Genomic DNA, 11,639 nt, shown 5'->3' with positions numbered 1-11,639 from the left:
GTACCCGCACCGCCCTGATCACCGCCGTCGGCCTCGCCGCCGCGTCCGCCGGCCTGTGGGCCGGGCTCGGCGGCACGTCCGCCGCCTCGACGACGACGGCCCCGCCCACCCCCGACCACACCGTGGTCGTGGTCTTCGAGAACCACGCGTACAACCAGGTCATCGGCAGCTCCAGCGCCCCGTACATCAACACGCTCAAGAGCGGCGGCGCCAACCTCACGCAGTCGTACGCCGAGACCCACCCCAGCCAGCCCAACTACTACGCGATGTTCTCCGGCTCCACGCAGGGCGTCACGGACGACAGCTGTGTGAAGGTCGGCTTCTCCTCCGCGCCCAACCTGGCGTCCGAGATCATCGCCAAGGGGAGGACCTGGGCGAGCTACAACGAGTCGCTGCCCAGCCAGGGTTCGACCACGTGCGGCAGCGGCCGGTACGCGCAGAAGCACAACCCGTGGTTCGGCTTCTCCAATGTGCCGACGTCCAGCGCGAAGACCTTCGCGCAGTTCCCGACGGACTTCACCACGCTGCCCACCGTCTCCTACGTCGTGCCGAACCTGTGCAGCGACATGCACGACTGCTCGGTCTCGACCGGTGACACCTGGCTGAAGAACAACCTGAAGGCGTACGCGGACTGGGCCAAGACCCACAACAGCCTGCTCGTCGTCACCTTCGACGAGGACAACCGGCTCGCGGGCAACCGGATCGCGACCGTCCTCTACGGCCAGCAGGTCGTCCCGGGCTCGACCTCCTCGACCACGTACAACCACTACGACGTGCTCCGCACGATCGAGGACATGTACGGCACCACGCACGCCGGCCAGGCCGCCAACGCCTCGGACATCACGGGCATCTGGGCCTCCTGACGTGTACGTAGCAGACAGCCGCGGCACTCCCGCGGCCCCCGCCGCCCGGCTCACCCCCGGGCGGCGGGTCGCCGTGGCCCCGACCGTGCTCGCGCTGGGCGCGGTCAGCCTGATCACCGACGTCTCCTCGGAGATGGTCACCGCCGTCCTGCCGCTCTACCTGGTCACGGGCCTGGGCCTGTCCCCGCTCGGCTTCGGCCTGCTCGACGGCGTCTACAACGGCTTCAGCGCGCTCGTCCGCCTGGTCGGCGGCCACCTGGCCGACCGGGGCGGACGCCACAAGTCGGTCGCGGTCCTCGGCTACGGCCTCTCCGCGGTGTGCAAACCGCTCCTGCTGGTGGCGGGTTCGCTGCCGCTGATCGGCGCGGTGCTCGCCGCCGACCGTACGGGCAAGGGGCTCCGCACGGCGCCGCGCGACGCGATGATCTCGCTGGCCTCGGCGCCCGAGGCGCGCGGGCGGGCGTTCGGTGTGCACCGCGCGATGGACACGGCGGGCGCGCTACTGGGTCCGCTGGCAGCATTTCTGATCCTTCGTCAGGCGGTGGACGGGTACGACGCGGTGTTCACGGTCAGCTTCTGTGTGGCGGCGGCGGGCGTCCTCGTCCTGGTGCTGTTCGTGCCCGCGCGCACCGCGCCCGAGCGGGCCCCGGACGCGCCGCGCGCCTCGCTGAGGGCGGCGCTCGCGCTGCTCGGCGAGCGCGAGGTGCGCCGACTGGCGCTCTGCGCCCTGCTGCTGGGCCTGGCCACGGTCAGCGACTCCTTCGTCTACCTCCTGCTCCAGCGGCGCCTGGACGTACCCGACCGCTGGTTCGCGCTGCTGCCGCTCGGCACGGCGGCGGCGTTCCTGCTCCTGGCCGTGCCGCTGGGCCGCCTCGCCGACCGGGTGGGCCGCTGGCAGGTCTTCCTCGGCGGCCACGCGGCCCTGCTGTGCGCCTACGCCCTGCTCCTGCCGGGCTGGCGCGGGGCGCCGCTGCCGTACGTCGTCCTCGCCCTGCACGGCCTGTTCTACGCGGCGACCGACGGCGTCCTGATGGCCGCGGCGGCGGGCGCGGTCCCCGCCCGACTGCGCTCCAGCGGGCTGGCGTTGATCCAGACCGGCCAGGCGTCGGCCCGCTTCGTCTGCTCGATCGCGTTCGGCGCGGCGTGGACGGCGTGGGGCGACCGGACGGCGCTGAGCACGGCGGCCCTGGCGCTCGCGGCCTGCGCGGCGGGCGCGGTGCTGCTGCGCCCGACGGACCCGTACCGCACCGACGGGGGAACCCCGGCATGAGCCCGCCGACCCGGACACGACGGACACGACGGACACGACCCATGACCCTGCGCAACAAACTGATCGTCCTGCTCACGGCCCTGCTCGTGCTCGCGGGCGTGGCCACCGCGTCCGTCCTGCGCGCGGCGGACCGCGAGGACCGCAGGAATCACGTCCAGGCGGACGGGCCGCCGGTACGCGGCGGCGAGGTCTCCCTCGCCCCCGGCGCCGGGCGCCGGATCGTCTTCCGCAACATGGCCTGGGGCCCGCACCGCGACGAGCTCGCCACGGTCCCGGCCGCCGCCCCGTCGGGGCCGCGCACCGCCTCCGGGGTGAAGTGCCTGCGCTTCTACGCGGCCGGCGGCACCGGGGTGTGCCTCCAGGCCGAGCGGGGCGCGGTGCGGGACGGCTACCGGGCGGTGATCCTGGACGCGGAGCTGAAGGAGCGGGCCCACTACGGCCTGCCGGGCATCCCGACCCGGGCGCGGGTCTCCCCGTCCGGGCATCTGGCGGCCTGGACGGTCTTCGTGGGCGGCGACTCGTACGCGGGCACCAGCTTCTCCACCCGCACGGCGATCCTGGACATCCGGACCGGCAGGCTCACCAAGACCCTGGAAGACTTCGCGATCGAGCGCGACGGGCACCCGTACCGCGCCTCGGACGTGAACTTCTGGGGCGTCACCTTCGCCGACGACACCCGCTTCTACGCGACGATGGCGACGGCAGGGAAGACCTATCTGGTCCGCGGCGACCTGCGGTCCCGCAGACTCACCACGCTCCGCACCAACCTGGAGTGCCCGTCCCTCTCCCCCGACGGCACCCGCCTCGCCTTCAAGAAACGCGTCCCGGGCCTGCCGGCGGACGCACCCTGGCGCCTGTACGTCCTGGACCTCGCCACCATGCGCGAAACCCCGCTGGCCGAGCCGCGCAGCGTGGACGACCAGGTGGTGTGGCAGGACGGGAGAACGGTGACGTACTCCCTGCCGGGCGACTACGGAGCCGACCTCTACACCCTCCCCGCCGACGGCACGGGCAGCCCCCACCGCCTGCTGACGGCGGGGCTGGCGCCGGCGTATCTGGGCTAGTACTCGGGTCAGTCCTTGTGCGAGCGGTAGGACTCCCGCTCCATCTCGCGGACCTCGACCATGACCTGGAGCCGGTGGCCCTCGGAGGCCTTCGCGTGCCGGACGGCGATGTCGCGGACCGTCTCGGCCAGCTTCTCGCGGGTCTCCCGGGTGCGGCCGGTGAGGATCGAGAGCTGGATGAAGACGGCGTCGACGCTGTCGTCGCCGTCGCCGAAGTAGGACTCCTCTATCCGCCGGAAGCGCGTCTTGAAACCCGCGCTCGGGGCGTCGACGACGGTGGGCGCGGTGGTGTGCACCTCGCGCGCGAAGGCCTGGCGGTCGAAGGTCCGGCTGAGGCGTTCCGAGTACTCGACATGGACGAACGGCATGCTCAATCCTTAGGTCGCACGGCAGAACCGGCTGGCTCTCAGCAGCCGCAACCGGCCCCTACCGGGCGGTATTCCCGCCCCCGTACGAGGGCGGGCCCGCCGTGCGCGCCCGTCAGGAGGGCTGGACCAGACCGATCACATTGCCGTCGGCGTCCTTGACCGAGGCCGTCAGCCGGCCGCCGCCGACGTCCTGGACGCCCTGGAGCGACTCGGCGCCCGCGTCGAGCAGGGCCTTCACGGTCTTCTCGATGTCGTCGACGTGCCAGTACGGGACGGGTCCCGTCATCCCCTTGCCGTGGCCGTTGGGGTCGAGCCCCACTTCCTGCCCGGCCGCGTTGAACTGCACGTAGTACGGCTCGTCCATCACGGGCTCGGCACCGAGCAGCCCGCCGAACAGGGCCTTCGCGGCGGCGATGTCCTTGACGGGGTAGATGATCGTCTTCAGGCCTTGGGTCATGGGGTGGCTCCTCGCAGTGCATGGCGCGGGGCGGCGTACGACCGCCCCTGCCATGACACACCCCACCGGCCGGACCCGCCCGCCGGGACCGCCCGAATGCCGGACCCTGCGCCCCTACAGCACCGGCAGGTTCTTCCGCAGCTCGAAGGCCGTGACCTCGGAGCGGTACTCCTCCCACTCCTGCTTCTTGTTGCGCAGGAAGAAGTCGAAGACGTGCTCGCCGAGCGTCTCGGCGACCAGTTCGCTGCGTTCCATCAGGGAGATCGCCTCGCCCAGGTTCTGCGGCAGCGGCTCGATGCCCATCGCGCGGCGCTCGGAGTCCGACAGGGCCCAGACGTCGTCGTCGGCGCCCGCCGGGAGCTCGTAGCCCTCCTCGATGCCCTTCAGGCCCGCCGCGAGGAGCAGGGAGTAGGCCAGGTACGGGTTGCAGCCGGAGTCCAGGGAGCGGACCTCGACGCGGGCGGAGCCGGTCTTGCCGGGCTTGTACATCGGGACGCGGATCAGCGCGGAGCGGTTGTTGTGGCCCCAGCAGATGTACGAGGGGGCCTCGCCGCCCGCGCCCGCCGTGCGCTCCGAGCCGCCCCAGATGCGCTTGTAGGAGTTGACCCACTGGTTGGTGACGGCCGAGATCTCGGCGGCGTGCTTGAGCAGGCCCGCGATGAAGGAGCGGCCGACCTTGGAGAGCTGGTACTCGGCGCCCGACTCGTAGAAGGCGTTGCGGTCGCCCTCGAAGAGGGAGAGGTGGGTGTGCATACCGGAGCCGGGGAACTCCGAGAAGGGCTTGGGCATGAAGGTCGCCTGCACGCCCTGCTCCAGCGCCACCTGCTTCATGACCAGGCGGAAGGTCATGATGTTGTCGGCCGTGGAGAGGGCGTCGGCGTACCGCAGGTCGATCTCCTGCTGGCCGGGCGCGCCCTCGTGGTGGCTGAACTCGACCGAGATGCCCATCGACTCCAGCATGGTGATCGCCTGGCGGCGGAAGTCCATGCCGACGTTCTGCGGGGTGTGGTCGAAGTAGCCGGAGTTGTCGGCGGGCACCGGGCGGGTGCCGTCCAGCGGCTTGTCCTTCAGCAGGAAGAACTCGATCTCGGGGTGGGTGTAGAAGGTGAAGCCCAGGTCCGAGGTCTTGGCGAGGATGCGCTTGAGGACGAAGCGCGGGTCCGCGAAGGACGGGGAGCCGTCGGGCATCAGGATGTCGCAGAACATCCGCGCGGTGCCCGGGGCCTCGGCGCGCCACGGCAGGATCTGGAACGTGCCCGGATCCGGCTTCGCGATCATGTCGGACTCGTACACCCGGGCGAAGCCCTCGATGGCCGAGCCGTCGAAGCCGATGCCCTCGTCGAACGCCTGCTCCAGTTCGGCGGGAGCCACCGCGACCGACTTCAGGAAGCCGAGCACATCGGTGAACCACAAGCGCACGAACCGGATGTCACGCTCTTCGAGAGTGCGGAGCACGAACTCCTGCTGCTTGTCCATAAGCCACATCCTTGCAGTTCAGACGGTCTGTGCACCACCGCCCGGGCATGAGGGGGAGACATCAGTATCAGGGCCCGGGATTACCGACACATTACGCACCCGGAATGAGCCGTCCCATGTCGCCTCCCCACCCTCGCACCGGGTGCCGCGCGGGGCGAGGCCGTGGGGGGGTACCGGCTGCCCGCCCCATGCGGAAACGTCCCGGCGCACGGTCGCTCACGGGTGCCCGGACCCGGGCCCGTCCACACCCCCGCGTGCGGTGGCCGGATCTTGGCCGACCCCACCCTGCCGCGCGCCGCGCTTCCTCGCCTAGCATCTGCGCCTATGGGGGGAGTGCGAGGCCTTCGCATCACACGTCCCATGGCGCTGGTGAGCGCCATGGCGACGCTCCTCGCCGCGCTCTTCCTCTGTCTGAGCGCGGGCGGCGGGACGAGCCCGGACGCCACCGCCCCCCGCACCCACCACGCCCTGGCGATGGGCGGGGCGGCGCAGTACGGCTGTCCGGACGACCGCGGCGACTGCGGGCTCTTCCCGCACGCGGACCCGGCCGTGCTCACGGCCCCGGCGCCGCTCGACGCCCCGGCGCCGGGCGGCGCGCACACGGTACGGCCCGCCGCCGCTCCGCCCTCGGGGGCGCCGGTCCGGGGCGGGGTCCGGCCCCGGGCCCCCGATCTCCATGTCCTTCAGGTGCTGAGGTCCTGAGCCGAGGTCCTGAGTGCGCCGCCGAGCGCGCGCTCCCGCCGGCCGCGGGCCGTCTCCGGGCCGGCCGCGTCCGCGGGCCGGCAGCCGCAGGACGGCACAGCCCCGCCCCCCGGAGCGGCACCGGGCCTCGCGGGTCCGCAGAACCTCCCCCGACCTCTCCCTCACCAGAAGGACTTGAGCCCTCATGGCCACCAAGGAATCGAAGAACTCGCGCCAGGCGCGCATAGCCGAGATGCGGCGTGCCGAGCAGGCCCGCGAGCGGCGCAACAAGATCGTCGCCATCACCGCGTCGGTGGCGATCGTCGCCGCGCTCGTGGGCGTCGGCGCGTATCTGCTGAACAAGGAGTCCGACGACAAGGACAAGCAGCAGGCGCAGAAGGCCGCCGACGCCAAGGCGACCATCGCCGGCGAGAAGGACTGGGACGCCAAGAAGCTCACCCGCAACCACGTCACCAAGAAGGTGACGTACCCGATGAAGCCCCCGGTCGGCGGTGACCACGACCAGGTGTGGATGAACTGCGGCGGCGCGGTCTACAAGAAGCCCCTCCCGGACATGAACGCGGTGCACTCCCTGGAGCACGGCGCGGTGTGGGTGACGTACAACGACAAGGCGCCCGCCGCCGATGTGCAGAAGCTCTCCGACAAGGTCTCCAAGACGCCGTACTCGCTGATGAGCCCGTACCAGGACCAGTCCGGGGCGATCATGCTCAGCGCCTGGGGCAAGCAGGTCACGGTGACCAGCGCGGACGACCCGCGGGTCAACCAGTTCTTCGCCAAGTACGTACAGGGCCCGCAGACGCCGGAGCCCGGCGCGGCCTGCACCGGCGGGCTGGACCAGAAGTGAACCGCACCTACTGGGCGTCCCTGGCGGCCGTCGTGGCGGCCCTGGTGTTCGCGACCGTGGCCACGGTCGCGAGTGCCACCGGCGGGGACTCCGAACCCGCCGCCCACACCCCCGCGGCGGCCTCGGCGGACGCCGGCTTCGCCCGTGACATGGCCGTCCACCACCAGCAGGCGGTGGAGATGTCGTTCATCGTGCGCGACCGTACGAAGGACGAGGAGGTCCGCCGCCTCGCGTACGACATCGCCAACACCCAGGCCAACCAGCGGGGCATGCTGCTCGGCTGGCTGGACCTGTGGGGGCTGCCCAAGTCGGACCCGGAGCGGCTGCCGATGGCCTGGATGGGCATGGGCAGCGAGCCCGGCGCGGACGGCGCGCTGATGCCCGGCATGGCGACCAACACCGAGCTCGGCCGACTGCGCGCCGCCGACGGCCGGCAGGCGGAGATCCTCTACCTGCGGCTGATGACCGAGCACCACAAGGGCGGTGTCCATATGGCCCAGGGGTGCGCCCAGCGGTGTACGACCGAGGTGGAGCGCAACCTGGCGCAGGGCATGGTCGACTCCCAGCGGTCCGAGATCGACCTGATGGCGCAGATGCTGAAGGCGCGGGAGGCCGCACCGCGTACGTAACGCGGTGAGCGGTGACGGGCCGGGCGGCGTACGCAATACGCCCGAGTCCGTATTTGCGCCACCAAAAGAGCTCAAGTCCCGCCACGACGGCGGGACTTGGGTTTCTCTTGGGGTTCACATGTCCCCGGCATGAACCGTTCCTCACCAGAGTGACGCTGTGCATGTGCAGATCAAGTGCGCATGCCTCCCAGGTGAAGAGCCTTATGCAGGGGGTCACATGAGAACAAGCCGCACCAGGCGGCGCGCCGTGAGCATGGCAGCGACACTGCCTCTGCTCGCCGGCGCGCTCGCTCTCGGCATACCGTCCGCCCACGCGGCGGACCCCGTGCCGTCCGGGCGGGCCGCCCTCACGGGCACCAAGCCCGCGTGGGCCACCGGCGCCGCGGACCAGGGCGCCACGGCGGACACGAACAAGGTCGACGCGCGGGTCTACCTCGCCGGCCGTGACGCCGACGGTCTCGCCGCGTACGCCGCGGCCGTGTCGGACCCGGACTCGGCGTCGTACGGGAAGTACCTGACCGCCGCGCAGACGCAGCAGCGCTTCGGGGCGACCCAGGAGCAGGTCGCGGCGGTCACCGCCTGGCTGAAGTCGGCCGGTCTGACCGTCACGGGCACCAACCAGCACTACATCTCGGTCTCCGGCGACGTCGCCGCGGCGGAGAAGGCGTTCGCCACCGAGCTGCACAACTACCGCAAGGGCGCCCGCACCTACCGCGCCCCGGTGAAGACCGCCTCCGCGCCGGGCGCGCTGGCCCACGCGGTGCTCACCGTGACGGGCCTGGACAACGCCCCGCACAAGGCGACGCACCACGAGACGCTGCCCGGGCCGGGCCCCGCCTTCAAGAACTCCGGGCCGTTCTCGACGTACTACGGCTCGAACATCGCCACCACCCTGCCGGACGCGTACGGCACCAAGGTCCCGTACGCGGTCAAGGGGTACACCGGCACGCAGCTGCGCGCGGCGTACGGCGCGGGCCGCTACACCGGCAAGGGCGTGACGGTCGCGATCACCGACGCGTACGCCTCGCCGACGATGGCGAAGGACGCCCAGCGGTACGCGCTGCGCAACGGCGACAAGGCGTACAAGCGCGGCCAGTACAGCGAGGTGAAGCCCGCCGACTACAACAGCGTGGAGGCGTGCGACGCCGCCGGCTGGTACGGCGAGGAGTCCCTGGACGTCGAGGCCGTGCACGCGGTCGCGCCGGACGCGGACATCGTGTACGTGGCGGGCGCGTCCTGCAACGACCCGGATCTGCTCGACGCGCTGAACAAGGTCGTCGATCACCGTCTCGCCGACATCGTCTCCAACTCGTGGGGCGACATCGAGGCCAACGAGACGCCGGACGTGGCGGCGGCCTACGACCAGACGTTCAAGCTGGGCGCCGTCGAGGGCATCGGCTTCTACTTCTCCTCCGGCGACGACGGCGACGAGGTCGCCAACACCGGCAAGAAGCAGGTCGACACCCCGGCCAACTCGGCGTGGGTGACGGCGGTCGGCGGCACCTCGCTTGCGGTCGGCAAGGGCGACACGTACAAGTTCGAGACGGGCTGGGGCACGCTGAAGTCCACCCTCTCGGCCGACGGCAAGAGCTGGACGAACTTCCCCGGGGCGTACACCTCGGGCGCGGGTGGCGGCACCAGCTCCACCGTGAAGCAGCCGTTCTACCAGCGGGGCGTCGTGCCCGACTCGCTCGCCAAGGCGAACGGAGCGGCGCGGATGCGCACCGTCCCGGACATCGCGGCGGTCGCGGACCCCAACACGGGCTTCCTGGTCGGCCAGACGCAGACGTTCCCGGACAAGTCGGTGAAGTACGACGAGTACCGCATCGGTGGTACGTCGCTGGCGGCGCCGGTGATCGCGGGTGTGCAGGCGCTGGCACAGCAGGCGCGGCACTTCCCGATCGGGTTCGCGAACCCGTCGATCTACGCGCGCTACGGCTCGCCGCTGTACCACGACGTCACGGACCACCCGCTGGGTGCGCGTGGCCTCGCGGTGGCGCGGGTGGACTTCGTCAACAGCGTCGACGCGTCGGGTGGGCTCGCCACGTCGGTGCGGACGCTGGGTGCGGACAGTTCGCTGCACGCGGTGCGCGGTTATGACGATGTGACGGGTGTGGGTACGCCGTCGCGGGGTTATGTGGCGTCGTACGGGTACGGGTACGGCTTGCGCCGGTAGTGGAGGTGGGGCGCGGGCCGCCTGTGCCAATCGCACAGTCCCCCGCGCCCCATCTTGCGCCCGGACTCCGCCTGCGGGCCGTCGGCGGCTGATCGGCCGGGGGTTTGCCTGCGGGCCGTCTGTGGCTGGCCGCGCAGTTCCCCGCGCCCCTGGCCCTGGGGGCGCTCTGCCGGTGGCTCAGCCGAGGTAGGGGCGGTCCCGGTGCTCCAGGTAGTGCTTCAGCCGTAGCCGCTGCGTGTGGTGCATGGGCAGCACGTCGAAGTCGGCGGGGTCGACGTAGCGCAACTCCGTCGACTCGTCCGACAGGGCGAGCTCCCCTCCGACCACACGTGCCGTGAAGACGACCGCGAACTGACGACGAACCTCCCCGTCGCTGTACTCGATGACGTGCCGGGGGTCCGTGTACGTGCCGACCAGCCCCGTGATCTCCACGTCCAGGCCCGTCTCTTCCTTGACCTCCCGCACAGCCGTACCGGGCAGCGAGTCCCCGATGTCCATGGCTCCACCCGGGAGCGCCCACAATCCGTTGTCCCGGCGAAGCTGGAGCAGGACGCGTCCCTGGTCGTCCGTGACGACGGCCGATGCGGCGACGACCATGGAGTTGGGCTCCGGTGCGTTCGGGTCGTCGTAGTACTCGGTACGTGCCATGAGCTCACCTTTTGCATGAGCGCCAGACGGCAACGACTCTCGATGCCGTGCCCGAACCTCTCCTCCTGACCGCGCTGTCGCACAGTCGCGCTGTCAGCATCGCCTACGGCAATCCGCACCGAACATCCTTCGGCCGCGCGCTCTCTCAACACATCATTCAGTCGGGGGTAGGCCTCGTGAAGAAACACGGCGGCGTACACCAATACGTCGATCAACTCCCGTGCCGCCGCAAGGAGATCCGCGTACACGGACACCGGCAAGTCCGCCCGCCGCTCGTACAGCCCCACGAGTTCCGGGCTGACCGCCCGTGCGGGACGTGCCTGTCTCAGCGACGGCCACAGAGCGTGCACGTCTTCCCCCAACGTCTCGGCGGCCTTGAGCGCCGTGGCCCGCCGAGGCGTCCGGCCGAGATTGACCCACCGTTCGACGGATTTGGGATCGATGCCTGCCGCCTCGGCCAGGCTCCTGTGCGTCCACCCTCCGGACGCCATGACAGCCCGTAGGCGCTCATTCGACATGTCGGATTCGCTCCCCACTTGAGGACGCCTGCGAGGGACGTTCTACCGGTGGCGGGACGTCCCGGAATGGGAAACGTACGAGGTTCCTCCGTCCTGGCGAACAAAGGGAGGATCACCACACCAAGACGTTGAACGTTAGGGGACGGCGAACATGGCCGCTGCCACGCAGATCAAGGACGAGTACAGCACGTACCCCCCAGCAGGGAGCCGGTGCTCCGAGTGCGACGAGGAGTTCAGGCCGCTGGTGCCCGCGCGCCGCTTCCAGCGCGCGGATGGTGAGCGACTTCCCGTGCGCTACAGGCACTTTGAGTGCGGTGAGGGAGCAGCGCAGTGATCCCCATGGATGAGTACAAGAGCGCATGGGCCGAAGTCGACCAAGTGGCCTCCCTGGTGCGAGCCGCTCTCCTGCGCGCGGGGGTGACTGAAGGGGAGGCGGCACGGGTTCGGGGCCTGGTGACGGGATCGGGACGCGCGTACATCGAGCTCGGCGCGTTGCGCCTGGGCTCTGCGGTACTGCTGTGCCAGGCACTGCCGCTCCCGCAGGAAAGCACGACACCCGCCGACGCGCAGGGGCGCAGCCCCAAGCCTTGAGGGGCGCGGGGAACTGCGCGACCAGCCCCCCAC

General features: G+C 71.0%; 12 protein-coding genes and 1 pseudogene. 8 read left to right on the top strand and 5 right to left on the bottom strand.

Translation table 11 applies throughout. The annotated features are described in order from the left end of the window. Positions 1–14 precede the first annotated feature (14 nt). The 3 genes from ACJA3G_RS17680 to ACJA3G_RS17670 are packed head-to-tail and all read left to right on the top strand — an operon-like array spanning position 15 to position 3,197. Positions 15–863, top strand: coding sequence for an alkaline phosphatase family protein (locus ACJA3G_RS17680; RefSeq protein ID WP_406553960.1), 849 nt, complete (start codon positions 15–17; stop codon positions 861–863). A gap of 1 nt (position 864) precedes the next feature. Further along, entirely contained in the window at positions 865–2,133 is a 1,269-nt protein-coding gene (locus tag ACJA3G_RS17675) for an MFS transporter (RefSeq protein ID WP_406553959.1), read from the top strand. Between the two features lie 41 nt (positions 2,134–2,174). Next, a complete protein-coding gene (locus ACJA3G_RS17670; protein ID WP_406553958.1) occupies positions 2,175–3,197 on the top strand; it encodes a TolB family protein in 1,023 nt (340 codons plus the stop codon). 8 nt (positions 3,198–3,205) lie between these two features. Here the strand turns inward: ACJA3G_RS17670 and ACJA3G_RS17665 are convergent, their stop codons facing one another. The 3 genes from ACJA3G_RS17665 to ACJA3G_RS17655 form a co-directional block, all read right to left on the bottom strand. Then, positions 3,206–3,565 (bottom strand): 5-carboxymethyl-2-hydroxymuconate Delta-isomerase, encoded by a 360-nt coding sequence (locus tag ACJA3G_RS17665; RefSeq protein ID WP_406553957.1) that lies wholly within the window; start codon positions 3,563–3,565, stop codon positions 3,206–3,208. 112 nt (positions 3,566–3,677) lie between these two features. Further along, a complete protein-coding gene (locus ACJA3G_RS17660; protein WP_406553956.1) occupies positions 3,678–4,022 on the bottom strand; it encodes a VOC family protein in 345 nt (114 codons plus the stop codon). A gap of 114 nt (positions 4,023–4,136) precedes the next feature. Further along, positions 4,137–5,498, bottom strand: a complete 1,362-nt coding sequence (locus ACJA3G_RS17655) for a glutamine synthetase family protein (RefSeq protein WP_344075950.1) — start codon at positions 5,496–5,498, stop codon at positions 4,137–4,139. A gap of 360 nt (positions 5,499–5,858) precedes the next feature. Here ACJA3G_RS17655 and ACJA3G_RS17650 point away from each other — a divergent pair, with 360 nt between their 5' ends. The 4 genes from ACJA3G_RS17650 to ACJA3G_RS17635 all read left to right on the top strand — a co-directional run bounded on the left by ACJA3G_RS17650 (position 5,859) and on the right by ACJA3G_RS17635 (position 9,849). Continuing rightward, on the top strand, positions 5,859–6,200 hold the full coding sequence (locus ACJA3G_RS17650; RefSeq protein WP_406553955.1) for a hypothetical protein: 342 nt from the start codon (positions 5,859–5,861) through the stop codon (positions 6,198–6,200). 184 nt (positions 6,201–6,384) lie between these two features. Next, positions 6,385–7,044 (top strand): DUF3105 domain-containing protein, encoded by a 660-nt coding sequence (locus ACJA3G_RS17645; protein WP_406553954.1) that lies wholly within the window; start codon positions 6,385–6,387, stop codon positions 7,042–7,044. Then, positions 7,041–7,673 (top strand): DUF305 domain-containing protein, encoded by a 633-nt coding sequence (locus ACJA3G_RS17640; protein ID WP_406553953.1) that lies wholly within the window; start codon positions 7,041–7,043, stop codon positions 7,671–7,673. The genes ACJA3G_RS17645 and ACJA3G_RS17640 overlap by 4 nt, the downstream gene beginning before the upstream one ends. A gap of 253 nt (positions 7,674–7,926) precedes the next feature. After that, entirely contained in the window at positions 7,927–9,849 is a 1,923-nt protein-coding gene (locus tag ACJA3G_RS17635; protein ID WP_406553952.1) for a protease pro-enzyme activation domain-containing protein, read from the top strand. 177 nt (positions 9,850–10,026) lie between these two features. Here the strand turns inward: ACJA3G_RS17635 and ACJA3G_RS17630 are convergent, their stop codons facing one another. Further along, positions 10,027–10,497, bottom strand: a complete 471-nt coding sequence (locus tag ACJA3G_RS17630) for an NUDIX domain-containing protein (protein WP_406553951.1) — start codon at positions 10,495–10,497, stop codon at positions 10,027–10,029. A gap of 10 nt (positions 10,498–10,507) precedes the next feature. Beyond that, positions 10,508–11,015, bottom strand: a pseudogene (locus ACJA3G_RS17625) (helix-turn-helix domain-containing protein); the annotation flags it as partial. A gap of 339 nt (positions 11,016–11,354) precedes the next feature. Here ACJA3G_RS17625 and ACJA3G_RS17620 point away from each other — a divergent pair. Beyond that, positions 11,355–11,606 carry a hypothetical protein gene (locus ACJA3G_RS17620; protein ID WP_406553950.1) on the top strand — a complete coding sequence of 84 codons (252 nt, stop codon included), beginning with the start codon at positions 11,355–11,357 and terminating at the stop codon, positions 11,604–11,606. Positions 11,607–11,639 lie beyond the last annotated feature (33 nt).

It is taken from the genome of Streptomyces sp. YS-3 (assembly GCF_045257485.1).
Classification (GTDB): domain Bacteria; phylum Actinomycetota; class Actinomycetes; order Streptomycetales; family Streptomycetaceae; genus Streptomyces.
This window is presented reverse-complemented; position numbering and strand designations above follow the sequence as displayed.